The sequence below is a fragment of the uncultured Fibrobacter sp. genome, from assembly GCF_947305105.1.
In the GTDB taxonomy this organism is placed as follows: Bacteria; Fibrobacterota; Fibrobacteria; order Fibrobacterales; family Fibrobacteraceae; genus Fibrobacter.
This window is the reverse complement of record NZ_CAMZCS010000033.1, coordinates 1-23,290: the sequence shown is the minus strand read 5'-3', so window position 1 is coordinate 23,290 and position 23,290 is coordinate 1. Positions and strand designations below refer to the sequence as shown.

At 52.1% G+C, this 23,290-nt stretch carries 23 protein-coding genes; 7 read left to right on the top strand and 16 right to left on the bottom strand.

Annotated elements, in window-relative coordinates; all coding sequences use genetic code 11:
- Positions 1-35: 35 nt before the first annotated feature.
- Positions 36-566 carry a hypothetical protein gene (locus Q0Y46_RS12355; protein WP_297947738.1) on the top strand — a complete coding sequence of 177 codons (531 nt, stop codon included), beginning with the start codon at positions 36-38 and terminating at the stop codon, positions 564-566.
- Between the two features lie 233 nt (positions 567-799).
- A complete protein-coding gene (locus Q0Y46_RS12350; protein WP_297947736.1) occupies positions 800-1,681 on the top strand; it encodes a hypothetical protein in 882 nt (293 codons plus the stop codon).
- A 5-nt stretch (positions 1,682-1,686) separates the two neighbouring features.
- Here Q0Y46_RS12350 and Q0Y46_RS12345 read toward each other — a convergent pair whose 3' ends face one another.
- The 11 genes from Q0Y46_RS12345 to hisE all read right to left on the bottom strand — a co-directional run bounded on the left by Q0Y46_RS12345 (position 1,687) and on the right by hisE (position 12,307).
- Positions 1,687-2,628: a hypothetical protein gene (locus tag Q0Y46_RS12345; protein ID WP_297947734.1), complete on the bottom strand. Its 942-nt coding sequence runs from the start codon at positions 2,626-2,628 to the stop codon at positions 1,687-1,689.
- A 1-nt stretch (position 2,629) separates the two neighbouring features.
- On the bottom strand, positions 2,630-4,975 hold the full coding sequence (locus Q0Y46_RS12340) for an RNB domain-containing ribonuclease (RefSeq protein WP_297947733.1): 2,346 nt from the start codon (positions 4,973-4,975) through the stop codon (positions 2,630-2,632).
- 1 nt (position 4,976) lies between these two features.
- Positions 4,977-5,657: a lysophospholipid acyltransferase family protein gene (locus tag Q0Y46_RS12335; RefSeq protein ID WP_297947731.1), complete on the bottom strand. Its 681-nt coding sequence runs from the start codon at positions 5,655-5,657 to the stop codon at positions 4,977-4,979.
- A gap of 188 nt (positions 5,658-5,845) precedes the next feature.
- Positions 5,846-6,847, bottom strand: a complete 1,002-nt coding sequence (gene pyrC / locus Q0Y46_RS12330) for a dihydroorotase (RefSeq protein ID WP_297947729.1) — start codon at positions 6,845-6,847, stop codon at positions 5,846-5,848.
- 33 nt (positions 6,848-6,880) lie between these two features.
- The gene (locus Q0Y46_RS12325; RefSeq protein WP_297947727.1) at positions 6,881-7,699 is read right to left on the bottom strand and encodes an ATP-binding cassette domain-containing protein; all 819 of its coding nucleotides are present in this window, start codon (positions 7,697-7,699) and stop codon (positions 6,881-6,883) included.
- An 8-nt stretch (positions 7,700-7,707) separates the two neighbouring features.
- Entirely contained in the window at positions 7,708-8,508 is an 801-nt protein-coding gene (locus tag Q0Y46_RS12320; protein WP_297947726.1) for an ABC transporter permease, read from the bottom strand.
- A gap of 58 nt (positions 8,509-8,566) precedes the next feature.
- Positions 8,567-9,211 carry a ribosome biogenesis GTP-binding protein YihA/YsxC gene (yihA, locus tag Q0Y46_RS12315; RefSeq protein ID WP_295678607.1) on the bottom strand — a complete coding sequence of 215 codons (645 nt, stop codon included), beginning with the start codon at positions 9,209-9,211 and terminating at the stop codon, positions 8,567-8,569.
- On the bottom strand, positions 9,208-9,804 hold the full coding sequence (recR, locus tag Q0Y46_RS12310) for a recombination mediator RecR (protein WP_295678610.1): 597 nt from the start codon (positions 9,802-9,804) through the stop codon (positions 9,208-9,210). Before recR ends, yihA begins: the two co-directional genes overlap by 4 nt.
- Complete coding sequence (locus Q0Y46_RS12305; protein ID WP_297947723.1) at positions 9,794-11,029, bottom strand: EAL domain-containing protein; 1,236 nt, start codon at positions 11,027-11,029, stop codon at positions 9,794-9,796. The genes recR and Q0Y46_RS12305 overlap by 11 nt, the downstream gene beginning before the upstream one ends.
- Positions 11,030-11,210: 181 nt before the next feature.
- Positions 11,211-12,050 carry an ATP phosphoribosyltransferase gene (hisG, locus tag Q0Y46_RS12300; RefSeq protein WP_295678615.1) on the bottom strand — a complete coding sequence of 280 codons (840 nt, stop codon included), beginning with the start codon at positions 12,048-12,050 and terminating at the stop codon, positions 11,211-11,213.
- Complete coding sequence (gene hisE / locus Q0Y46_RS12295) at positions 12,047-12,307, bottom strand: phosphoribosyl-ATP diphosphatase (RefSeq protein ID WP_072812962.1); 261 nt, start codon at positions 12,305-12,307, stop codon at positions 12,047-12,049. The genes hisG and hisE overlap by 4 nt, the downstream gene beginning before the upstream one ends.
- A gap of 240 nt (positions 12,308-12,547) precedes the next feature.
- On the opposite strand from hisE, the gene Q0Y46_RS12290 reads away from it, so the two are divergent.
- Together Q0Y46_RS12290 and Q0Y46_RS12285 are read left to right on the top strand one after the other, a co-directional pair.
- The gene (locus tag Q0Y46_RS12290; protein ID WP_297947720.1) at positions 12,548-14,365 is read left to right on the top strand and encodes a hypothetical protein; all 1,818 of its coding nucleotides are present in this window, start codon (positions 12,548-12,550) and stop codon (positions 14,363-14,365) included.
- Positions 14,366-14,486: 121 nt separating this feature from the next.
- The gene (locus Q0Y46_RS12285; RefSeq protein WP_297947718.1) at positions 14,487-15,776 is read left to right on the top strand and encodes a hypothetical protein; all 1,290 of its coding nucleotides are present in this window, start codon (positions 14,487-14,489) and stop codon (positions 15,774-15,776) included.
- Between the two features lie 6 nt (positions 15,777-15,782).
- Here Q0Y46_RS12285 and Q0Y46_RS12280 read toward each other — a convergent pair whose 3' ends face one another.
- From Q0Y46_RS12280 to Q0Y46_RS12270, 3 genes are read right to left on the bottom strand one after another with little or no spacing between them, the layout of a single operon-like run.
- The gene (locus Q0Y46_RS12280) at positions 15,783-16,514 is read right to left on the bottom strand and encodes a methyltransferase domain-containing protein (protein ID WP_297947716.1); all 732 of its coding nucleotides are present in this window, start codon (positions 16,512-16,514) and stop codon (positions 15,783-15,785) included.
- On the bottom strand, positions 16,511-17,941 hold the full coding sequence (locus Q0Y46_RS12275) for a hypothetical protein (RefSeq protein WP_295678629.1): 1,431 nt from the start codon (positions 17,939-17,941) through the stop codon (positions 16,511-16,513). Before Q0Y46_RS12275 ends, Q0Y46_RS12280 begins: the two co-directional genes overlap by 4 nt.
- 32 nt (positions 17,942-17,973) lie before the next feature.
- Complete coding sequence (locus Q0Y46_RS12270; RefSeq protein ID WP_295678659.1) at positions 17,974-18,849, bottom strand: TIGR02147 family protein; 876 nt, start codon at positions 18,847-18,849, stop codon at positions 17,974-17,976.
- 837 nt (positions 18,850-19,686) lie between these two features.
- On the opposite strand from Q0Y46_RS12270, the gene Q0Y46_RS12265 reads away from it, so the two are divergent.
- Positions 19,687-20,442 (top strand): geranylgeranylglyceryl/heptaprenylglyceryl phosphate synthase, encoded by a 756-nt coding sequence (locus Q0Y46_RS12265; protein WP_295678663.1) that lies wholly within the window; start codon positions 19,687-19,689, stop codon positions 20,440-20,442.
- Between the two features lie 39 nt (positions 20,443-20,481).
- Here the strand turns inward: Q0Y46_RS12265 and Q0Y46_RS12260 are convergent, their stop codons facing one another.
- Positions 20,482-20,922 carry a very short patch repair endonuclease gene (locus tag Q0Y46_RS12260; RefSeq protein ID WP_295678666.1) on the bottom strand — a complete coding sequence of 147 codons (441 nt, stop codon included), beginning with the start codon at positions 20,920-20,922 and terminating at the stop codon, positions 20,482-20,484.
- A 238-nt stretch (positions 20,923-21,160) separates the two neighbouring features.
- Here Q0Y46_RS12260 and Q0Y46_RS12255 point away from each other — a divergent pair, with 238 nt between their 5' ends.
- Positions 21,161-21,718 (top strand): hypothetical protein, encoded by a 558-nt coding sequence (locus Q0Y46_RS12255; protein WP_297947713.1) that lies wholly within the window; start codon positions 21,161-21,163, stop codon positions 21,716-21,718.
- 99 nt (positions 21,719-21,817) lie between these two features.
- The gene (locus tag Q0Y46_RS12250) at positions 21,818-22,357 is read left to right on the top strand and encodes an alpha/beta hydrolase (RefSeq protein WP_297947710.1); all 540 of its coding nucleotides are present in this window, start codon (positions 21,818-21,820) and stop codon (positions 22,355-22,357) included.
- Positions 22,358-22,361: 4 nt separating this feature from the next.
- On the opposite strand, the gene Q0Y46_RS12245 is transcribed toward Q0Y46_RS12250, so the two are convergent.
- Positions 22,362-23,267: a LysR family transcriptional regulator gene (locus Q0Y46_RS12245; protein WP_295678675.1), complete on the bottom strand. Its 906-nt coding sequence runs from the start codon at positions 23,265-23,267 to the stop codon at positions 22,362-22,364.
- Between the last annotated feature and the right edge of the window lie 23 nt (positions 23,268-23,290).

Below are 23,290 nucleotides of genomic sequence, written 5' to 3'. Positions count from 1 at the left end.
GGCAACGCCGGGGATCTTTTGTATATATTTATAACATGAAGGGAATATTTTTTTTCTTATTGATGCTTTTGCTGTCAGGGTGCCTTTTGGACCAAGATCCTAGTGGTTCTTTTTCTCCTTGCATAAACGAGGTGTATGTGTCCAACCCTAATGGTGTAGATTCTGCCTGGGCAACGATTACATGCGATGATTCAGTTCTCATCTCCAACAGGGATGGCGTTCTGCTTGGGTACCCTGATTCTGTTCATGGCTTTAAGAATCATGAGTATCGCAACGAGGATGGATTGGGGCTTTTTACGTACGAGGTAAAAACTGAAAATCCTATATGGCATGGGAAGGATGAGATAAAATGCAGATTGGACATGGATGTATTTTGTGATAATGAAAAATATCCGTTTATTGAATATGAGTGGTCTTTTCATCAAAAAAATAGACGTATATACTGGATTGATCATATAAGAGGTGGAGGACGAATTCCGGTAAAAAACAATAGCTGCGGAAACGAAGGAAGATTTGCCGTGGAAATTTCAACGCCTCGTGATTCCAATTGTGCGGATAAACTATGATTATCGGCATTACGGGCTGGTGAAAAAACTAAAGATTTCCCCGGTACGGATAAATTACGAAAAAAATATGTTGTTCCTGCTTTGACGGGACGTTTTAAGACAAAATGTTGTGACGTCAAATACGCTTTTGTGCGGATTGTATAAAAAAATTTCCTTTTTTTTGAAAAGTGTTATTTTTATTGCGGGGATGACGGTTTTGTATGCGTTGGACATTCTTACATATTTTGCAATTTGTGTGGATTCTGTTCCTTTTGGCGTTTGCGGTAGCGCTCCTTGTGGCCTGCACTTCAAATGAAGAACTAGTCCTCGGCCCTGCCGATGGGCCTTATGCGGATTCTGCGCCCCAGAATTCGTTTGCGAAAAAAAATGCTGCCGATACGATTTATGTCCATGATACCATTGTTGTCTATAAAGACACGGTTGATAAGGAAGTAGAAATAGAATCGTCCTATACGTCATTTATATATAGAGATTCGGCGAACCATCTGGATACGGTGTTGCGTGAATCGACTCGATTGACGTGCGATATGGAAGAAGAGTCGTTTTCGTGTAAATATGCCATGCAGCCGATGATCAATCCGGACCTTGAATATAAAAAGATGGAAATCTATCCTGATTCGGTTCCGGTCGTTGTCTTGACGGATACTATCCATAAGGATACTTTGTTCCGGAATACGTTCACGAAGAAATACGATACGACCTTTATCAACTATGGCAAGAATCGCCTGACCGATTATATCCCGCCGGAATATGTTTATGATTTGGGGGAGCATCCGTTCGATTCTACCGCGATGCGCGATTTCTTCGACACCTTGGATGTGCGCGACCCCCAGCTGGGTGGGAACAATCGCATTGTTGTCAATTCACAATTGTCTTTTACGGGGTTCCCGGTAGTTGTCATGCGTGTGAAAAACGCTTATGATTTTGCGGAACTTGTAGACGTCAACCGCACATGGCCTGCGAAACGCCGTGTCAGCGCTAGAGAATATGTGTTTGAAAATATCAATATGAAGTCAGATTCTACGGTTACCTGGACACTGGGATTCATGCATTACGAAAACGGGGTGGGGGAAAAGGATTCCATCCAGGTAACCACTTTCTTTAAAGCCAAGTAGCAGCGCTACTTGTACTCATCGCCCTTGAGAGGCTTGCGCAGTATTTTGTACTTGGCCTTGATAAGGGTGCGCAGCACGGGCCAGCCGATTTTTTCGAAGGCCTTTTCCCACAGTTGGTTCGCTGTTTGCAGTGCCTTGCCCCCGATGGGGCGCGGCAACCATTCTTCCTTGAAGTTGGCGTCCAGTCCGGCGTCTTTCGCCATTTTACGGTAATCGGCGTTGAGTGCGTCGTAAGCTCCGTTGCGGATGAAGTGGACCTTCTCCTTGAATTTGAAACGGCGTTGCAGGAGTTTGCGTTTGACAAAGCCTGCATCCTGTTCAATTAGGTCTTTGTAGGAAAATAGGGGGCTGCCGGTCGTGGGGTAGAGAGCCTCCATGCGGACTTCCGCTTCCACGAATTTTCCGCTCAGGCCGACTTCCATGTTGCGGACGGTCGCTTCGAAACTGTCCTGTTCGGGAGTTTCGAAGATGTGCATGAAGAATGCACCGAGGGCGGGTTGCTTCATGTACAAGAAGAATGACTGGAGGTGAGGGAAAATCTCGTTGCTGCTCGTGAGCGAGACCACGTCGGCGCTGCTTTTTTCGGCTTCGGCGAAGAACCTCTCGAAATGGTCCTGGAAATAGACGATAGAGTCGTTCAGCACCAGGAGGCGGTCCAGGTTCCCCATGGCATCTTGCGTGCCGTTCGCGGCGGGGCTGTTGACTTTGAGTTTGAGGTAACGGTGCCACATGCCAAAGTCAAAACCGTGGTTCTGCGTCAAGAAGAGTTCAATATCGTTATCGGCGATGAACTCGTATGTTTGTGCGGAAAGTTCGCGCTCGTTTGTCAGGAGAACGACATGGAAATCGGTCTTGGCTAGGCGCGAAAGTGCAAAACGCACATAGCCGGGAAGGTCTTTTCCGGTCTGGTAGCTGGCGTAGAGTGCGACTTTCCTGTAGCTCGGCATATTACCTCTTGCGGAAGCGTCCGCCCTTTGTCTTGCGCGGTTTGCTTGCTACGTGGAAATCGTCGCCCTGCAGGGCTGCACGGCGTTCGGCACGGTTACGTGGCCCACGTCCGGTGCGCTCGAAACTCGGGGCGTCGGCATCGAACTTGCCCCCGCGTGAATTGCCCTTGCGGCCACCACGGTTCTTGTGGCTCCCTGCGGAGGCGTATTCCGGTTCGTCGTCAAAGTCGGGCTGGCTGACGTAGCCGAGGGCTTCCGCCGCGGCGGCGCGGTCGGCGCGTTCCTCGTTGCTGCGGTCTCCCTGACGGCGGCGCTTTTTCGGTTCGGAACTGAGTTTCTCGATGATGCTGAAGTCCGCCTGACCGCGCAGAGGGTCCACCCTCAGAAGGCGCACAAGCACCTTGTCGCCGCGGCGGAACGTGCGCCCGCTCTTCTTGCCGAAGGCAAGACCTTGGTCTGGGTTGAACACGTAGAAGTCATCGCCCGCGATGTCGCGGAAGCGCACGAGCCCTTCGGCAATCGGGTCGGCGATGGAAACGTAGATGCCCCATTCTTCAATACCCGTGACGGTCGCTTCGAAGTCGTCGCCGATACGGCTCTTCAAAATCCAGCAGCTGCACACCTTGATGGCGATGCGTTCGATTTTCTGGTTCTTGACTTCGTTCGCCGAAATCAAATCGCAAACTTCAATCACGCTGTTCTTGCGTTCGGCATTGATTTCCTTGCCCTTGCGCGCCAATTCGCGGTGGCACCAAAGGTCGGCGTAGCGGCGGATGGGGCTCGTGAAGTGCGCGTAGTCCTGCCAGTTCAGCGCGAAGTGGCCAAAGCTGTTGCTGTCGTAGTGCGCCTTCTGCATGCTGCGCAAAATGCGGTTCGTGAGCGTCTCGTCGCCCTCGGCGCGCTTCACCAGGTGCTCGTACAGCTTGAAGGCTGTCGGGTTCAGGTTCGTGTCGCCGCTGCGGGGTTTGCCCAAGTCGCGCAACATCACCGGAGAATCCTTGAACAGGTCCGGATACATGTAGTACAGTTCCATGATGTCCTTTGTGTCGGGCGCTTCGTGGATACGGTAGATGCCCTGGAGCTTGCGCTTCTTGAGTTCCTTGGCGCAGCAGTTGTTCGCGATGAGCATGCACTCTTCCACCCACGAATTGCTTTCGTCGGTGAGGCGCGGGTAAATTTTTTCCGGTTCGCCTTTCTCGTTGAACTTGCAGCCGAATTCGGTGCTCTGGAATTCCAGGAGGCCGTCCTTGGTGCGGTTCTTCTTGAGGAGTGCGGTCACTTCGGCGAGTGCCTTGATGTCGTCGTCGCCTTCCTTCATCATTTCCATCGCCTGTTCGTAGGTGATGGACTTGGTAATTTTCACGATGCTGCGGTGGAAATCCCAGCTGAGTACGTTTGCGTTCTTGTCGAGTTCCATCATGCAGGTGAATGCGCAACGGTCTACGCCCTGGTGCAGGCTACACACGTTGCTCGAAAGTTTTTCGGGGAGCATCGGCACGGCGGTCCACGGCAGGTACTGCGTGTAGCTCCTTTCCAGAGCCTCTTCGTCGAGTTCGCTACCTTCGGGCACATAGTAGCTCACGTCGGCGATATGTACGCCCAGCTTGTAGCCGCCCTTAGGCGTGCGTTCTACGCTGATGGCGTCGTCGTGGTCCATGGCGCCTTCGGGGTCGATGCAGAGAATCGTCGTCTGCCTGTAATCTACGCGGCCCTTGAAATCTTTGCCGCAGGGTTCCTTGACGCTGTCCACGTATTTCTTCACGGCGGGCGGGAAATCCTTGGGGAGGTTCGCATCGTTCATGAACTTCGTCTTGACTTCGTCCCAAGAGATGTTCAGAGCGTCGGCGCTGTGGTCCACCTTGGCGAGGTAGCTGTGCTTGAGTTTCGGGTGTGGGTACAGCGTGAAGCTGATGGTCTCGCCTTCCTTGCCCGGGGCTTGCCTGCGGTGGCACATCTCGTACACCTTGCCGGTATCGAGTTCGTGGACTTCCCACTCTTCTTCGCCTGTCTGGTGGAGGATGCCGCGCTTGACGCGGGTCTCGGTAGACTTGTCGTTCTGGCGACGGCTGCGGGCACCCAGACGGCGGTTGTCTTCGGGATGCTGTTCCGCGATTTTCTTGATGCGCTTGTCGCGCTTTTCTTCGAGGCTTTCCCCGTCGCCGAGCTGGTATTCCTTGTGGCTCGTACGTTTTAAAAGACCCTGGTCCACCATGTCGGCGAGCATCTGCTTGAATGCCATTTTCTGCTTCTTGGGCAGCCCGAGCGCGCTGCGCAGGCGGCTCCCGACCATCGGTTCGTCACGGAGGATAGCGATAATCTGTTCTTCACTCGGTAAATTCTTAGCCATTCTAGGCCTCCTTTGTGCCGTTGTCGGCGGCAGATGCAATTTCTTGTTGCTTGTACGGCAGTGCAGATTCAATCATGTCGTGGATTTCGTCACGCAGTTGCATGACGGACTTTTCTGCGAAACTTTCAGGCGTCTGTAGCGGATGGATGACGATTTTAACGACACCTGGAACCTGCGCCCATTTTGTCTTGGAGAGGCGTTTGCCTGTATCCACAAGCGTGACCGGCAGCAACGGCAAATCGTTTTCCTTGGCCATGCGGAAAATCCCGTTCTGGAAGGGGAGCATGCGCCCATCGTTACTGCGGTGGCCTTCGGGGAACACCGAAATGGTGTAGTCGTGTGCGAGGCGGTCTTTGACGAGTGAGCCCATGCCGAGGTTCTTGCGGGGGTTCTTGTGTACGGGAATGCAACCGATATGATTGAGTACCCAGCTGAATACAGGAACTTTCCAAAGGTCTGCCTTCGCGATGAATGCCGTGATGGCGATGGATGGCCAGATGACATTGATGTCGAGGAAACTCTGGTGATTCGCGACGATCACGAACTGCTTGTGGTCGGGAATGTTCTCCTTGCCGACGACTTCGAGCTTGACTCCGAAAATTTTGAAAAGGGTCTTGAAGAAGGGAATACAGATTTGTGTACTTTCCTGCCAGCGTCCCAGGATTTTGCCTTTGAAGAACATGAAAGGAAGGCCCAAGATGCACATTCCAGAGAAGACTAGGATATAATAGAATACAGCGCGAAAAAATGCCATGAAAAGACCTATTGTTTTTTGCTCTTAATGTATATTTTTTGCGGGTCAGGGAACGTAAATTTGAAAAAAAATTGCCCTGGCGCGCAAAGTCTCTGTTTATTTTTTTTGAGGGAAGCTTACTTGAGTTTCCACTCGAGAGTCTGCCCGGCGGCAAGCGGCACCACGCCATTCACCACGGCGGGCACGGTCCACGGTTCCTTCACGACTTCGATTTGCTTTGTCGTGCGCGGGATTCCGTAAAAGTCTGCACCGAAACCACCGATGAAATTTGCAAGCTTGTCGAGTTGGCCGGCTTTTTCGAATTCCTGTACCAACAGCGGAATAGCCACGGGAGCGCTGTAGACGCCCGCCGCCCCGCACGGGCATTCCTTTTTGCCCAGCTGGTGCGGGGCGGAGTCCGTGCCGAGAAAGAATTTCGGGTTCCCGCTGAACGCCGCTTCGCGGATCGCGGCACGGTCTTCAGGCCGCTTCGGCAAAGGCTTGCAGAAGTGATGCGGCCTGAGGGAGTCGCCAACTACATCGTCGAGCGTCATCATCAGGTGATGTACAGTGAATGTCGCCGCCACGTTTGCGGGCAGCCTCTTTACCGCCTCGACTGATTTTGCGGAACTTAAATGTTCAAAGACGATTTTTAGTTTCGGGAACTTTGATGCAAGAGTCTCTACGCGCTTGATGAATGCGGGCTCGCGGTCGAGGCAGAATTCGCCCGGCTCCTCGCCGTGTACGCAAAGCACAAGGCCAAGTTTTTCCATCATCGCGACCACAGGGAACACCGCCTCGAAATCGCTGATGCCGTCGGCGCTGTTCGTGGTGACGCCTGCTGGGTAGTATTTACCTGCGACAACGCCTACCGCCATCATGTCTTTCAAATCTTGCTCCGTGTAATTCGGATTCAGTTTGAACGTCATGAGCGGTTCAAAATCCGGGCGCACGTCTTTTGCGGCATCCAAAATCTGCGCCTTGTATTCGGCAATCGCCTTTGCGCTCGTCATGGCGGGAATCGTGTTCGGCATGATGATGGCGCGCCCGAATTGGGCTACAAGGTCGCGTACGTAGCCGGGCATCAAGTCGCCCTGGCGGAGGTGAGCATGGAAATCGTCAGGTAAGGGGAGAAACATGGATGTATCGGTCATGGGGTATCGTTGAAATATTTATGCGTTGCGGTGAAGGTCTCGGAAGAGCACCCTGGAAATATCTGTGTCCGAGTTGAGCCAGTAATCGAACGGTCTGGGCTCCGTAATCTGTTTCTTGTAGACAAAGCAGATGTTGCAGCCGAGTTCCTTGGCCATCAGCAAATCGTGTGTGATGATGATGATGGATGTACGGAACAAGATGCGCATGTTGTCGATCAGCGGCAACAGGTTGCGGCGGTTGTAGTTGTCAAGGCCTGCGGTGGGTTCGTCCATCAAAAGCAGTCTAGGGTCCATCGCCCAGGAACGGGCAATAGCCACGCGCTTCTGCATGCCCACGCTCAACTGGTGCGGAAACATGTCTGCCTGGCTGCGAACGCGCATCAAGTCCATGGCCATGTTGACTTTTTCTTCGATTTCTTTTGGCGTGCCTTTTTTGTGGTAGTGCAGCGGGAGCGCAATGTTGTCCTTAATGCGCAGATTCGAAATCAATGCACCGTTCTGGAACACAAGTCCGACTTGGCGGCGGGCGATTTCCAAAGCGGTATGCCTTTCGGGGGGGATGTATTCCCCGAAGTAATAAAACTTTCCCGCCAGCGGGCGGTTCAACCCGGCAATAACTCGCAGCAGGGCTGTTTTTCCTGTTCCCGAAGGTCCGCCGATGCAGAGCGTCTCGCCGTTTTTCAAAGTCATGTTGGCACCAGAAAGCAATTCCTTTTCGGGCGTGTGCATCTGCTTCTCGAAAAAGCTCAGCGTCTTGGGCTTAGAAAAGCGTTCGCCGATAAGGTCCTTGTAACTCAGGTGCAAATCTTCTATTCGTAGGGCGTTCGTGTTCGGCATGGTTTCCTCTAGATGATTTTCGAGAGTTCGTTCATGTAGTCGAGGAAATAGAATATAGACATAAACACGTCTGCAACGACAATGTACAAGAAGGACTTGATAACGGAGCGGGAGGTGGCCTTGGGGACTTGGCGGATATCGTGCGGGATGTTCAATGCCTGGTAGCAGGCGTTCGTCGTGATGATGGACCCGAATACGAGCGGTTTCACGATGATAAGTACGAAGTCCGTGAGCGACATCGCATCGAGAATTTCCGAGGAAAGGTAGCTCCAGGTGAGCTTGGCGTGGATGACATCGCTGATAAGGAACGAGAGCCCCTGAGTGGCGAGGAAGCCGCACCCGATGGCTATCGCGCTGAAGAGGATCGTCATGACGAATGTCGAGATGGTCCCGCCGATGAGGCCTGGCATGACGAGGTAGCGGATGGGGCTTACGCCCATGGTTGCAAGCGCGTCCACTTCGGAATTGATGACCATGCTGCCGATGTATGTCGTGAGCGAAGAACCGCTACGTCCGGCGATGAGGAATGCGGTGAGGATGGGGCCCAGTTCACGGATGACCACGACCACCATGAGGCTTCCCATAACGTCGTCAAAGCCCATCTTGCCCATCATGGTGAGCACTTCTATAATGACTACGGCACCGAACAACGTTGCCACGATAAAGAGGATGGGGAATATCTCGACGCCTGTGAAAAAAGCCTGGGCGATGATGTTCTTGGTATCGGCTTTGAAACTGCGGCTGCGGTTGAAAAGGGATGCGTATGCGCGGAAGAACAGCGCGACCTCCTGGCCCACCGTGCGCTTCATCAGGAAAAGCCCCAGCCTGTGGAAGGCTTTCCCCAAGATAGTCAACTTTTGCCAATTCCTAACTTCTTGCATCCTGCCTGATAGCTTCCAAGATTTCGTCCCAAAGTTCGTCCAGCCCGGTTTTCTTCAGCGAACTGACACAAACCGGATTGGTTTCCAAACCGAGGCGTTGCTTGATGAGCTTCACGCTTTTGGCGTATTCCGACTGGTTCACCTTGTCGCGCTTGCTTGCGACAACCAGCACGGGACACCCCGTTGCACGGATGCTTTCCACCGTCTCTATGTCGATGGCGGTACCTCCGTGGCGGATGTCTACCAGGTAGACAAGCCCGCGAAGGTCTTTGCACTTTTCGACGTATTCGCGGATGAAGTCTGCCATCTGGTCGCGTTTGCTGATGCTCACCTTGGCAAAGCCTACACCTGGTAAATCTACAAGAAAAAATTCGTTGTTGACTTTAAAAAAATTCAATTCGCGGGTTTTTCCGGGCTCCGCGCTGACTTTTACCAACTTTTTGGCCCCCATGAGGGCATTCAGGAGGGATGACTTGCCCACATTGGAGCGCCCGAGAAAGGCAATTTGGGGGAGGCGCTCCTCCGGGAGGCCTTTCAGGTTCACTGCCGCCTTGACAAATTCGGCGGAGCGGATTTCGTAGCCGCCCACGATGACGGGGGCGCGATGGGACTTCTTTTCGTCGGTAATCATATAGCGCCTCGGCTTTCAAATGCTCTGAGCATAGTGACTTCGTCGATAAATTCAAGGTCGCTGCCCATCGGGATGCCGCGGGCGAGGCGTGTCCTCTTGACGGGGGAATCGGCGAGCATCCTGTCGATCATCAGCACGGTGCTGTCTGCTTCGGGGCTCGATCCCAGCGCAAAAATCAGTTCCTCGATGCCCTCTTCGCGGATGCGTTCCACGAGTTGCGGCAGGTGCAGGTGTTCTGGGCCGATTCCGTCCAGCGGCGAGATGGTGCCGCCAAGGACAAAGTAAAGTCCTTTGTATATGCCGGACCGTTCAAACGGGAGAATGTCTGCGCTTTTCTCCACGACGCAGAGAGTCTTGGAACCTGTCCTGGAGCTACAGATGGGGCAAAGTTCCTGGTCGGTAAAACCATGGCAGTTGGGGCATGGGTGGACCGAAGTCGAAGCCGCTATCATGTTGTCGGCGAACCGCCGGATGTCGTCTTTGTTACGCGAAAGCATGTGGTACGCAAGGCGGCGTGCCGTCTTGAGTCCGATGCCGGGTAGCGAAGCGAATTCGGAGATGAGCGCTTCTAGACTTTGCGGTTCAACATTCATTAGCCCAACTGTATGCCTCGTTGATGCAGCGGTTTAGCTGCTTGGTGGAAATCTTTAATTCTTCGATTGTCATGAGAATGGCTTTGCGGTCGTCGAGTTCGACGGCATCCGCAAGCCGGAGTAGTGTGCCGAGTTTCCCCTTTCTGTTGAGCAGGGATTCGCTCATTTCGTCGTCGGCGGGGGATTCGGGGAGGATAGTCTCGAGGGGTGCGCGCACCAGTGCGTCCATACGGCTGATGAGCCCAACCATGAATGCCTTTGCAGCGAACAGCGGGTTTGTCGGTTCGATAGCCTTCGCGACGATTTCGAGGAACTTGGCACGGTGAGCCGCACTCTGGAATAGCGGCGAGCTCTGTGGCGAGATGCCGAGTTCCGGGCGCGCATAAAGCATGAGCATCAGCCATTTGTGGATGTGGCTCATGCCGACCCACACGATGGCATCTTTCACGGTCTTGATTCCGTTGCCATCGCCGTTGTTGCCCGAGTTCACGAACTTGAGCAGGTTCGCTGCGATGTCCGGTGTCTCGTCGAGTTTTTCGCAAAGTTCTTCCAAGCTCGGGCGCGACTGGAGCAACAGCAAAATGCGCAGGATGGCGACAGAGGTCGCGTCAATCTTCTGGCCGGTCACCAGTTCGGGCTTGGCAAAGAAGAATCCCTGGAAGTAGTCGTAGCCGTCGTCGAGGCACTTCTTGAATGTCGATTCGTCTTCGACCTTTTCGGCGAGAATCTTGATGTGCATGGGGCTGAAAAACTGGACAGCCTTTTCCAACGATTCCTTGTCGTTGTCCGCGATGTCCATTTTCACGTAAGATACGTACTTGAACAGCGGCTCGAACCGGCGGATGTAATCGTCGTTGTAGATGAAGTCGTCCAACGCGATTTCGAAACCACGGGCCTTGTAGCGTTCTACGGCGCGGATGAGCGTGCTGTCCACTTCCACGTCTTCCAGGATTTCCAGCACAAAGTTCGCAGGGTTCAATAATCCGAAAATATTGTCGAGCAGCATCTGGCGGCTGCAGTTGATGAACGCCTTGTGGTCACCGATGAGGCGCTGGAACCCGATGTTGTTGAGGACATTTTCCAGCACTTGGGCCGTCGCCTGAACATCGCTTGAAATCACGGCAATGTCGCTTTCGGGCGAATCGCGGAATAAAAGTTCGTAGGCGTAAATCTTGCCTTCGCGGTCAAGGATAGGCTGGCGTGCTAAATAAGCGAGAGAATGCATTTAGGCTCGAGGTATGAGGTCGGACCTTCGGTCCTTTGAGGTGTGAGATCTGAGGCCGTTCGCAAGCTTTCTTTGACGTATGGGGCATGAGCTATTATAACTGTGCCGAAGGCACCTGACTTTAGCTCAAAGGCACGTAGTGCCGACCCCATTGCTCAAAGCGCTTTGCGCGACCTCATTGCTAAATACGGGCGCTCTTGATTCCGAACAGCAGGATGCTCCTTGCTCCTACGTCCCAAAGGCGGTCCATGATGGCGTTCGCTTCTTCTTGCGGGACCATGGCCTTCACGGAGTACCATTCGCGGCCGTGCAGCTTGGTGACCGTCGGGGCGTCGAGGCCCGGAGTCATTTCGCATGCCTTCTGCAACAGTTCGGCGGGGCAGTCGTACTCGATCATCATGTAGGACTGCGCGACCAGCTTGCCCTGGATGCGGCGGATGAGCGTATTGACTTCTTCGAGTTCGGTCTTCTGCGGGTTGCAGAACAGCGCGGCGTTGCTCCTGAACAGCGGGTCGCCCACAATGCGGAGCCCGGCCTGCTTGAGCGTCGTGCCGGTTTCCACCACGTCAACGATGGCGTCGGCCACGCCGAGGCTCACCGAGATTTCGACGGCGCCTTCGAGCACAACGAAGTCCATCGACTTCTTGTAGAAACCTTCCACGATATGCGGGAAGCTCGTGGCAATCGTCTTGTCCTTGAGCTCGTCGAGCGACTGCACCGGGCTGTCGTTCGGGACGGCGGCGCACATCTTGGAAGCGCCAAAGGGGAGGTCCAGCACCTTCACCGCGGGGCTCTTCGCCTCGGCGTTGAAGTCAATGCCGGTAATGCCTGCGTCAATGATGCCGCGGCCCACGTACATGGGGATATCGCTCGGGCGCAAGAAGAAGAATTCGATTCCGTTCTTCGTGTCGAGCTGGGTCAAAGTCTTGTAAGGCTTGGAAGCCTTGTAACCGCAGGCCTTCAGGAGTTCCTGCGTGGGCTCGAAAAGCATGCCCTTGTTCGGGAGAGCTACCTTGATCATAGTTTTGCGTACACCTCTTCGAGAGTGAGACCTTTTTCGGCCATCATCACGGCCACATAGTAGAGCACCTGCGAAAGTTCGAGGCACTGGGCATCGCGGCTTTCGAAGCGTGCAGCCTGCCAGCTTTCGGCGGCTTCTTCTACAAGCTTCTTGCCAATGGCGTGCGGGCCTTTCTTGAACAGTTCTGTGGTTCCCTTGCCTTCGGGCATTTCTTTCTTGCGCTGGCAAGCCAGGGCGTACATTTCTTCAAACGTCATAGTTGACCTCGTGTTTTTTACGGAGAAAAATGTAGAAAATAGTGATTGATGGTAAGAGGCTGGTGGTTAGAGAAAGAGGGGGAAACTCGTTATATTTAGGGCAAAGAGACGAAACTGCGGGTCGATGCTCTTGATGGCGCGAACACAAAGCTCGGGGTTCCTGCCGAGAAGCTCCTTTTTGAAGTTGTGATGAATAAGTCTTTAGAATAAATGTATTTTTGGACGCATGAGGAACTGATTATGAAGTTGATTAGATTTATTTCTCTTTTTTGTTCGCTTGTTGTTTTGTTTCCCGTGTCGATGATGGCGGCTCCGGCGAATCCCACACCCGTCGTCTTTACACAGAAGGACGGCTCTACTGTGACGATTCGCCAGTTCGGGGATGAACACTACCATTTTACTAAGACGATAGATGGAATCCTTGTTGTGGGTGATGGAAATGGCAATTACGTGTATGCAGATGCCAAAGGAAATCCCTCCGGCTTTATTGCCAAGGACGCGGCGGAAAGGACTCCCGACGAATTGAAATTCCTAGAATCTTTGAATCAAAGCGAGGTCCATTCAAAGCACAAGGCTTTGAATGGGGTCCGATTTCCAGAGACCCTTGCCCCATCAGTAATCAAGCCTGCGGCTTTGTTGCGAGCCAACAAGCGTGTGAGTTCGTTCGTGACGGGCGACCGCTATTTCCCCGTGATGCTTCTCAGCACGGACGATGCCGAGGCTTTCGATTCGGCGAAGGTTTATAAAAAACTCAACAAGAAAGGGTACAGCGAAGACGGCCATGTCGGGAGCATGCGGGACTATTTCATTGAAAGTTCTGGAGGAAAGTTCAAGCCCACATTCGATGTCTATCCGATTTCTCTTCCGATGATTTTCGGTGAATACCGTAATGAACGTACGTTGATTACCTCTGCTATTGACAAACTGGTAGAACGTGAAGATTTCAAAAAACGTGCCGAGAAGTATGAAGAAGAATGCCCGTTTATTCTGATGCACCCGCTTTCAAACGAAGAAGCTTCGGCTTACAACGCCGACTATTATTCACACCAATATACTTTGAGAGCCCTTATGAAGAGTGTGTATACGAAAGATGGCTATACTTTTAATAACTACGCGTTTGTGTCGCAGAAGGACGAAGATACGGGCAAGCTCAATCGCTTGGCGACCATAGCTCACGAATTCAGCCACGTGCTGGGGCTCTATGATCTGTACGGTGTCGATGCCGAAGGTTACGCGACGGTTGGCCCGCTCCCCTTTGATTTGATGGCTCTCGGAACGCGCAATGGGGGTGGGCGATTCCCTCCGACATTCTCTGCGTTTGAGCGAGAATCCATGGGTTGGATGTTGTTGGACGAGGTGTTCCCAGACAGTTTGCTTCGTCCCCACATGCTGGAACCCCTTTCGGAAATGCACGCCTATTCCATTACGAACCCGAAACATGGGGATGAATATTACGTCATTGAATATCGTCCGGCGGTCGGTTTCGACTCGAAAATTTCGGAATCCGAATACAGTGGAATCCAAGGGAAGAATGGTGTCTTCGTGTGGTACGTTGATTACGATGAAACCGCTTTCTATAGCAATTATCCAAATTCGGACCCCAATAATCTTCACATAGATGTAATGCAGGTGCTTGATAGCAAGAACACCTACTATGCGGATTTCTCATACAAAAGGGAAAAGGGCAAGACCGAAATACCGGGCATCTTCGACCTGAAAGTCTACGGAGATTCTCTGGTATGCTTCGTGCTGACTCAAGAAGAGGGAGTCAAGGCGTGCCCCAAGCCAAAGCCGTCCGCTATTGGCGCGGTGCGTTCCTCTGCTCCGTTTGCGCCTGTACAGATGCGAGTCCTTGAAGGAATGCTGACGGTGCAGGCTCCTGTGCCGGGGTCCAAACGTCTGAAAATCGTCGATGCCATGGGCGTATGTATCCAGGATATCCCGTTTGAAGGGGAGTCTGTCCAGGTGAATGTTTCGTCGTGGGCGAGAGGCAATGTCTTGGTAATGGTCGAGGCTGGCGGAAAAAGAGTGTCGAGCCGGTTCATTACAGTTCGTTAGATTGCCGTTGTAGGCCCTGAATCGCCTTTTTGAGGGAAACGTTATTCCCATATCTTTGTGCAAGCTGCATTGCGGCTTAAAAAATGTTGCTTTAAAAAAAACAAAAACATATATTTAGGGCATGAAAAAGATAATCCCCCTTGCCATCATCGGCGCTTCTATTTTTTCCTTGGTGTCCTGCACTCAGGGGCCTAGGGTCACCAATTCCGAAACTTTCCGTACAAAAACAGGCGTCATCGGCGTGTTCCGCCAGGCAGCTACGTTCTGTAGCGAGGGGCTCCCGCAGACAATGAAACTCGGGGATTCTACGATTCTGGTCAAGCCCACTTGGAGTAACGACCAAGACAACCTCTTCTTCAGCGAGATGAAACCGGGCCCGGCTACGTTGTATTCTTATCACTACCAGTGCTGGAAAGACGAGTTCGACTTGAGGCTCGACCAAAGCGATCCTTCTCAGGGGCCTGTCCCGACGACCGTGGTCATCCCCGATACGGGCTTCTGCAAGATTGTGATTTCATTTGTGGAGGGCGAAAAGCTTTTCACGCATAACGACCTCCTGATCGAAGAACAGTTTGATAAGTGGAATGTCGCAGTCCCCGCCGCCTCGATTCCGTATTGTAACATTGTCGACAGCAAGGGCGGCGAGGTCTCGTTTGCCAACAAGGATTCGCTCCTTGCCGAGACGTACAAGGCCGCTATCCAGCAGGCCGCCACTGCGGGCAGCGATCAAATCCAGCCGCTTATCTCGCTGGACACGCTTTCCGATATGGTCACATGGAACGGTGACCGCAATAAAATTCTCCTTGTCGTGTGGCACAACGACCCGGAACGCTTCGAAGAGGGCCGTACGATCAAGCTCGGGGACGAGGTCCTGTGGACTGTGGCCGACAAGGAATTCCGCAAGTGGTTCAACCAGAACAAGGATTCCGTGCGCAACTGGAATCGCCGTCTGCACCAGTTGATGGGCTACTCGCTCGATACGACGCTCAACTACTTCAGCACCATATGGGTGGACCCGAAGGATGTCGTCCGTCCGGCTTTCGAAATCGATCCGACAGGAAACACCATGCGAGCTAGCTTTATCGATGAGACCCCGGCGGCAGAACCGGCTATGATAGGCGACGATATGCCGTCGACCGAAGCCTCCGAACCTGCTGCGGAATCGCCGTTCGGCAAGAAGGACGAAGCCTTCATGATATGGTATCAGAACTGGTTCGACGAGACTGCCGCGAAGTACGAGAAGAAGTCTTCCAAGCGCCTCTGGACTCGTCTGGGCTACACTTACGACTGGTCCCAGAGTGTGCCCACCTACGGCCTCTCCGAATTCATCGTTGTCCGCGACGCCCAGGTGCTCGTGAACTTCACGAAGCAGACCAAGGCCTTCTTGAACTGGCTGAATTCCGAAATGTAATTTGGCCTATCGGCTAGCAATGACTCGCCACAGCGGTTGCCCCGCTGCGGCGTATTTTCTTTCAAATGCAGTTTCAGGATTGTCCGTCGAGAGGGGCGAAAGTTCCGCACGGATGCCGCGTAGGCTGGCGAGTCCGGGAATGTTCTCGCTTTCTTCGCCAAGGATGCCTACGGCGTCGCGGAATTCCTGCGCATAGATTTCCCAGTTCGTCCTGAGTTCGGTGACGGGAGCGAGCTGCATCATGGTCGGGAATATCGGGTGCATGTGGAACCGGCGCGTACATTCGGCTTGCTTGGGCCACGGGTTCGGGTAGAATACCGCGTGATAGCGAACGTCCCAGTGGTTGTCGAGAACTAGCCTCCAGAAGTCCAGGAGTTCGGCGCGTATCCAGAAGGCATTGTGAGGAATTCCTTCGGCCTCGGCGTCCCGCGCCCCAGAACCTTTGCCAATGCGCGCTTCGGATTTGTCGATTCCGATAACTGCGCAGTCCGGGAATCTCCGTGCGAGGTGTATTGTGCTTTCGCCCGTGCCGCATCCCGAATCGAGGACGACAGGGATGGAGGCGATGTCGCTTTGCCCGGCCCAGGTGCAAATCTTTTCCCTGGCCTCGTCAAAAGCCTCTTGCGTATGTAAAGCAATAGGACGCATGTACTGCGTCCTTGCATATTTGCGTACAATTTTTGCGAGGTCCCTGTGGACGGATTCCTGGTTCGATGTTACGGACCGGGCTCCGCTCATTCCTTTGTCCAGATGCTTTCCAGGTCGTGCCCGATAAGTTCCACGTTGTCCAGGAAGAATTCCACGTTTTCATGGAATGTCCATGCAATTGTGCTGATGTTTTTCCGCTGTTCCTCGTCTGGAATGAGATCGGCGACTGCTACGGCAATTCGGTTCTTCTTTTGGGACAGGTCAAAATCCTTTGCTGCGATAATGGAATTACGTGGGTCGGTGTACATGTATAAATACATTGGGGCCATGTTTGAACTCCCACTCAGGAATTCAAACGTGAACGAACCCGTTCCCCAAGCTTCGAATGCAATGGAATCTACCAAGGAGAAATTGTAGCCTAAACCGCTCTTGCCGATTTGCATGGTGCATGTCGTCCACCATTTCGAGATCCAGTTGATTGAATCTTTGGCCCGGGTAAGCGAATCCATTGACTGTAAGAACGTCTCATTGTACATCGATGCCGGGTGGTAGGCCCGATAATCCGAGTCCGGGAATGTCACCTTGAAATGCACCAGCTTGTTTCCGTCGTCATCGGTTTCAATGACGTCCGTGAACGGGGTGCTGCTACTGGCTTTGGGCTCCACTGAGATAGGACCTTTCCCCATTGCAAAATCACCAGTCATGAGTAACCAGGTGCCAATTGCCGCTCCCCTCTCTCTTGTATAGGGGGCGCCCATGTTGTTGATTTCATCGCCATCGGTGAAGTCTTCCAACAGAAGCGTCTCGAGTTTGCTTTCGGGCTTGGATACGGTATCTTTTTTCGTCGTGTCTTCGGGTTGCGGCGTCGGGGGTGCCACGTGTTCCACGACAATGGAGTCACCGGCTTTCGCCTTGATGGTGGGCAGAACGATGGTATCGAGCTTTGCACCCATGTTCGGGATGAACGCAAAGTTCAGGTTACCGGCGGGGAGCCCTCCGATGGAGAACATTCCGTTGGTCACGATTGTAGAATGGTTGAGTCCGAAGAACTTGAGCGTACCGAAAGCGTTGTCGCAGTCCTTGCAGCCGTAGTCCACGAGCGAACCGCTGATGTACACGGGCTTCTGGAGCTTTTGTTCGCCGAGCTGCACGTTGTCCTTGTCGTTGGCTACGGTAACATCGATCTGGGCGTTGTTACCTTCCAGGGAGACTTCCATGATATAGTCGCCCACGTCTACGCTGTCGATGACAACGAGGCCGTTGGAATCCGCTTGGACTGTGTATGCGTTGGCTTCTCCACTCAGGCTTGTCCTCTTGATGAGCATGGCTGTTGCATATTTTGCCAAAGAGCCGTCTTCGTTATATAGGGTGGCTGTAATGGCGTTTCCTGCTTCAGTCCCGCTGGGGCCGCCTCCGGCCATTTCGGTCGAGGAACACGCCCAAATGCCCAGACCCAGTGCGAGTCCGGTCAACGATTTCAGGGCGATTCCCCTCAAGCCCGAGGAAGTTTGCTGCATAGTTCCAAAATACATTATTTTCCGGGAGAGTCTCATGGGTTACCTCCCTTGTTTTCGCCGTTTTGTGTTTTGTCAGGGCATACAAATGGGTCGTCCACCTTTTCGGACAGGGGGAACAGGGCCACATTGAGTGCATAAACGCGGTCAGCCCGTTCGCTGCGGCAGGCAAATTTCATGAGCGCCCTGCGGAATTCCTCTATGCGGTGTCGGATTTCGGGCAGGTCGGCTTCTTCGGCGGTGAATACCGTCGAAGAGATGTCGCGTTCCTCCGGTTTGTGGCGGTCAAGCGATTCTTGTGCGAGTTCGATTGTACGCCTGTGGAAACTTCTGACGGCCTGGCTCTTGACCTCGCCACCGGTGCTCAAAATCTGGTCGGTGATGTTCCAGCCATTGTTGTCGTCCGGGACGACCAGCCCCAGTTGTTTGAGGATTCCCAGCGCATTGCGGGCCTCGTCTTGGCTGATGGTCGGGCTCAGTTGCTTGGCGAGCTTGTCCAGGTTGCTTGTGTCTTTAGAAATTCCGATAAGGGCGCGGAGCGCGGCGCAGGCCCAGCTGCCAAAATAGGCCAATTCGGGCTGCGAAAGGACCCTAGTTTCCAGGGAGCGCAGCTCCATGAGCTTGTAATACAGCTCCGAGAGGGTCTGCTTGGCTTTTGTCTTGTTAAAGCGGTAAAGAGTCTTGAAATATTCGGCGCGGCGGTCGTCCATGCCGCAGAGTCGTATGAATACGGGGAGGGTGCTTTCGTTCAGGTGCCCCTCTTTTTGGAATACGCGAACAAGCCAGGCCGGGTCGACTCCGGTTTTCTGGCCCAAGTAGCGGTACGAAGTGAATGGATTGTCTTTTTTGCTTTCGACAAACCAGTCCTTCAGATACTCGCGGTATTCTAGGTAGTCCAGTACGTCTATCATGCTCATCAATCTATCTAAAATTAATAATTTGGCGTATAGGTGTCCAATTGTAACGTAAAGTTTTCGTTGCACGATTTACAACAATCATCCCCAAATGGCTCATTTTTCAAAAAAATGACTCAATGAAACAATTTTTTTCATATTTTTCGTGTCCATTTTGGACCCGGAAAGAGGAATGAGGCCATTGAAACTTGGCCCCTCTTTTGGAGTATGCTCCCGTTTATATCCAGCATCCGTCTGAAGGGGGGTATGTGTTCCATTCAAAGTAACATTTTAATAGCATTCGAACGATGCCTCAAAGTGATTATTTTAGTAGGAGTGTTGACTAATTGTTGATGTTGTTTGTTGATAAATTTGCTGATAATGTGCTAAACGTCCCCGTTATAGCCTGTTTGGGCCAAAATAGGCCTGTTTTGGTAACCAATATATTTACAAATAGACGAGAAAACAGACAAAGTTGCGAATTTGTTTGTTAAAAGATTTTTTTTGTTTACATTTTTCTAAAAAATGTCTTGTTGAGATATTTCTTTTTATATTGTGCGTGCCACCCGTTAAGGAGATGGTTGTTGGCTGTTGTTGAGTTTGGCGCTGCAGCCCAGGGATATTCTGTATACACCTCCCCAAAAAGAAATCTCTGGCTCACTTTTTCTGTGATACGCTGCAGCGCCTTTCTGCTCAGTTCGTTATATTTCCGCTTTTTTTTGCATTTTTGGGGCTTGCAATTCATTTTTTTGTGATTTTGCTCATTATTCGCACGATTTCCGTGCTTTTTTCGATTATTCTTTTTTTATAAAGTTATCTTTTGGGGAGATTCTAGCTTTGTCGCAAGAGGTTGTTATGAAAATCGGAAAGACCGAAACTCGCCTGAATGCCGCCATCGAAAAACGCGGGGCTCTATTTGCCGTTCTGCTCGATCCGGACACTTCGGACGAGGCCGCCTTCGTGAAGGCGGGGGCGATGGCCGCCGAAAACGGTGCCGATCTCTTGCTGGTGGGTGGCTCTTATTTGGGGAATTTTACGCTTCCTAAGCAGGTTGCGGCTCTCAAGGCCCATGTTGACTTGCCTGTGGTACTTTTCCCGGGCGGGGCCTCGCAGGTGGTTCCCGGTTTCGATGCGATGCTCTTCATGACTCTCGTGAGCGGTCGCAACCCGAATTACCTTATCGATGAGCAGGTTCGCGGAGGTGCTCTGGTGCGTGCGCTCAATATGGAAGCCATCCCGACGGCCTACCAACTCATCAATAGTGGTAAACGTACGACAGTGGAATACATTAGCGGTACAATGCCTGTACCGGCGAACAAGCCCAAGCTCAGTATGGTGAACTCCATCGCCGCAGAACTCATGGGCATGCGCTATGTTTACCTGGAAGCGGGTAGCGGCGCCGAAGAACCTGTACCTGTAGAGCATATCGCCTATACCCGCAAGGCGACTGAGATGACGATTATTACTGGTGGTGGAATCAAAGACCCGCAGACGGCTGCCGTTCGTGTGGCTGCAGGTGCGAACATCATCGTGACGGGTACGCTTTGGGAAAAAGTCGAAGATCCGGTGTTGCTAAAGGAATTTTCTGCTGCAATTCACGTGAAAGGCTAAAAATCATCGCTTTAGTGCGGTGTAAAATTGTTCCCTTCCTCAAATCTCGATGGATTCTTCCTCGCTCACAATGAATGCTTTGAGGCGTTCTAAAGTGCGCTCGAAGTCGTTCTTGATTGAGCATTCCCATATTGTGGCGACCCGAAACCCTAACAAGGAAAGCTTCCAGTTTGTCTTGATGTCGCGTGCGGCATTGTTTGTGAATTTATTATCCCAAAAATCAGAATGGCTTTTGGGACGGGTTGTGAATTTACAGCCATGTTGATGCCAAAAACAGCCGTTGATAAAAATGACGACATCGTGTTTGAGTATGAATAAATCGGGTGAACCTGGCAAGTCGTGACGGTGTAGCTTGTAACGAAATCCTGCATGGAAGAGCGCCTGCCGAACCTTGATTTCTGGTTTCGTATTTTCCGAATGAACCGCCTGCATCATCTGCGAGCGGTTCATGGGAGCGTGTTTTTTGCAACGATGCTTCAAAATTTCCTCAAGGGGCTCTTTGTCTTTTAAAGGAATCTTCCTTGCTTTAAATATAAATAATGGAGCATTGCCAAGGAGAGCCTGAGCATTATCTTTGCGAAGATGAAATTCGCATTAACGGGGCTTATAAAAAAAATCAATAACTCCGCATAAAATTAAAATATTGGACAATAGCAAAACCCGCTTCTATATTTTGCGCATCAAAAAGGTGCTGACGCACCAAAGGAGAGTACATAATATGGCAAGAGTAAAATTTATTGAATCGGTTGACGAAGCTCAAGGCAAGGCAAAGGAAGCCTATGAAAAGCTCATCTCTACAGGCAAAATCACTAACATGAAGCGTGCGCTGTTGCAGGACTACGCGACGTTCGACGCCTTCATGGGCTGGTACGCCAGCTGGGGACGCCTTGTGGAAATCATCGGGCAACGCGCAGCCACTGTCTATGCCCACGCCATTTCTACGACCAACAGCTGCCAGCTCTGCTCGCTGTTCTTCATCAGCGACCTGAAGGCTCTCGGTATCGACCCGAATGGTTTCGAATACGAGAAGAACGAGGAAATCCTCGTGAAGCTTGCAAGGCAAATCGTGAAGGACCCCACCGCCGTTCCGGACTCCTACTTCGAGGAACTGCGCAAGTTCTACAACGATTCCGAGATTGTTGCCATCGTGGGCTTTGCAGCACAGATGATCGCAACGAACAACTTCAACTCGGTACTGAAAATCGATGTGGACCAACGTCTTCTCCCCATTGTTGGCGAATTCAAACCCGCCACCTGGAGAAAAGACATCAAGTAAGTTTGTACTCTCCGTACAAGCTGGCGTTCCCGAGAGATTCGTAGTCCTTTATCGGGAGCGCCTTTTTTTATTTTTCACACGTGAAAAAGGGGGTCCAACATGAACTATTTGATAGTCCCTGGTTTGAACAATTCTGGCCCGAGCCACTGGCAGAGTTTTTGGGCGAAGAGTTTGCCCAACGCGTCGCGTGTCTACCAGCGTTGCTGGGACAAACCTCAAAAAGAGGAATGGGTTGCAACTCTCGACGAAACCGTCAAGCAGTTGAAGGGCGACACCATCCTCGTCTCGCACAGCCTGGGCAGCGTGACAACGGTGTTCTGGTTATTGCGTGCGCAGGAACGGCGCGAACTTCCGGCAAATATCAAGGGCGTATTTCTGGTGGCGCCCGCCGATACCGATGTGGTGGAATCCATCAGCAACTTTGCGCCCATGCCTACGGGAAAACTGCCGGTACCTTCGTGTATCGTGGGTAGCGAGAACGACCCGTACATGACATTTGCGCGTGCGGAATTCTTTGCGAAGTCCTGGGGGGCCAAGCTGTTCAACGCGGGCACCCTCGGCCACATCAATTCGGATTCCAACCTCGGCGAATGGGAACAGGGCCGCAAGTTCCTCGCGGAATTTGAGCGCAGTCTATAATCACCTATCTACAATGCCGCATTAAGGCGGCGATATAAGCTTTGGCGTAGCGCGATGGCGTTACGCCTTTTCGTATTACGTAACCAATCGTCATTTTATCGCGTACATCAAGTTGTTTTGCAATAATGTTTCGGCCATTGAGTTTGTGGCTGATAACGCCCGAACAGATGGTGTAGCCGTCCAGGCCGATGAGCAGGTTGAAAAGCGTGGCGCGGTCGCGAACCTTGATGTTGCGCGGGCAGTCAAAATCAATGGCGGTTAGCGGCTCTTCAGCAAAGTAGAACGAGTTGAAATCGCCCTGTTCGTAAGTCAGGTACGGGTACGGTTTCAAATCTTCCAGCGTGATTTTTTCTTTCTTCGCAAGCGGATTTTTAGACGACATAAACACATGCAAAGGGGTTGCAAAGAGCGGCTCAAAGACCAGATTGTTCTTTTGTATGAGTTTTTTGATGACTTTTTCGTTCTTGTCGCTCAAATAAAGCACGCCAATTTCGCTTTTTAGCTTGGCAATATCGTCGATAATTTCGTTTGTTTGGGTCTCGCGGAGCGTAAAATCGTAGCTCGGGCCGCCGAATTTCCGGATGACATCGACGAATGCGTTCACGGCAAAAGAGTAGTGCTGGCAGCTCACGGAGAAGATGGTGTTGCCTCCCTTGCCGCCCTTGTAGCGGTCTTCCATGAGTGCCGCCTGCTCCAGGACTTGCCTTGCGTAAGAGAGGAATTCGTCGCCTTCATTGGTAATCGTGACGCCTTTATTGGAGCGGTTGAAGATGGTGACGCCCATTTCTTCTTCGAGCTCGTGGATGGCCGCGGTGAGGCTCGGTTGCGAGATGAAAACGCGCTTAGATGCTTCGGTGATATTGCGCGTGTCGGCAATGGCGATGGCGTATTTAAGTTGTTGTAAAGTCATAACAAAGTGGTTAGTGGTTGGTG

What these genes read in the sequence shown, in the direction of transcription:
- Q0Y46_RS12355 (WP_297947738.1), top strand. Translation starts at nt 36, where the DNA reads ATGAAGGGAATATTTTTTTTCTTATTGATGCTTTTGCTGTCAGGGTGC.
- Q0Y46_RS12345 (WP_297947734.1), bottom strand. Translation starts at nt 2,628, where the DNA reads ATGCCGAGCTACAGGAAAGTCGCACTCTACGCCAGCTACCAGACCGGA.
- Q0Y46_RS12340 (WP_297947733.1), bottom strand. Translation starts at nt 4,975, where the DNA reads ATGGCTAAGAATTTACCGAGTGAAGAACAGATTATCGCTATCCTCCGT.
- Q0Y46_RS12335 (WP_297947731.1), bottom strand. Translation starts at nt 5,657, where the DNA reads ATGTTCTTCAAAGGCAAAATCCTGGGACGCTGGCAGGAAAGTACACAA.
- pyrC (WP_297947729.1), bottom strand. Translation starts at nt 6,847, where the DNA reads ATGTTTCTCCCCTTACCTGACGATTTCCATGCTCACCTCCGCCAGGGC.
- Q0Y46_RS12325 (WP_297947727.1), bottom strand. Translation starts at nt 7,699, where the DNA reads ATGCCGAACACGAACGCCCTACGAATAGAAGATTTGCACCTGAGTTAC.
- Q0Y46_RS12320 (WP_297947726.1), bottom strand. Translation starts at nt 8,508, where the DNA reads ATGAAGCGCACGGTGGGCCAGGAGGTCGCGCTGTTCTTCCGCGCATAC.
- yihA (WP_295678607.1), bottom strand. Translation starts at nt 9,211, where the DNA reads ATGATTACCGACGAAAAGAAGTCCCATCGCGCCCCCGTCATCGTGGGC.
- recR (WP_295678610.1), bottom strand. Translation starts at nt 9,804, where the DNA reads ATGAATGTTGAACCGCAAAGTCTAGAAGCGCTCATCTCCGAATTCGCT.
- Q0Y46_RS12305 (WP_297947723.1), bottom strand. Translation starts at nt 11,029, where the DNA reads ATGCATTCTCTCGCTTATTTAGCACGCCAGCCTATCCTTGACCGCGAA.
- hisG (WP_295678615.1), bottom strand. Translation starts at nt 12,050, where the DNA reads ATGATCAAGGTAGCTCTCCCGAACAAGGGCATGCTTTTCGAGCCCACG.
- hisE (WP_072812962.1), bottom strand. Translation starts at nt 12,307, where the DNA reads ATGACGTTTGAAGAAATGTACGCCCTGGCTTGCCAGCGCAAGAAAGAA.
- Q0Y46_RS12290 (WP_297947720.1), top strand. Translation starts at nt 12,548, where the DNA reads ATGAAGTTGATTAGATTTATTTCTCTTTTTTGTTCGCTTGTTGTTTTG.
- Q0Y46_RS12285 (WP_297947718.1), top strand. Translation starts at nt 14,487, where the DNA reads ATGAAAAAGATAATCCCCCTTGCCATCATCGGCGCTTCTATTTTTTCC.
- Q0Y46_RS12280 (WP_297947716.1), bottom strand. Translation starts at nt 16,514, where the DNA reads ATGAGCGGAGCCCGGTCCGTAACATCGAACCAGGAATCCGTCCACAGG.
- Q0Y46_RS12275 (WP_295678629.1), bottom strand. Translation starts at nt 17,941, where the DNA reads ATGCAGCAAACTTCCTCGGGCTTGAGGGGAATCGCCCTGAAATCGTTG.
- Q0Y46_RS12270 (WP_295678659.1), bottom strand. Translation starts at nt 18,849, where the DNA reads ATGATAGACGTACTGGACTACCTAGAATACCGCGAGTATCTGAAGGAC.
- Q0Y46_RS12265 (WP_295678663.1), top strand. Translation starts at nt 19,687, where the DNA reads ATGAAAATCGGAAAGACCGAAACTCGCCTGAATGCCGCCATCGAAAAA.
- Q0Y46_RS12255 (WP_297947713.1), top strand. Translation starts at nt 21,161, where the DNA reads ATGGCAAGAGTAAAATTTATTGAATCGGTTGACGAAGCTCAAGGCAAG.
- Q0Y46_RS12250 (WP_297947710.1), top strand. Translation starts at nt 21,818, where the DNA reads ATGAACTATTTGATAGTCCCTGGTTTGAACAATTCTGGCCCGAGCCAC.
- Q0Y46_RS12245 (WP_295678675.1), bottom strand. Translation starts at nt 23,267, where the DNA reads ATGACTTTACAACAACTTAAATACGCCATCGCCATTGCCGACACGCGC.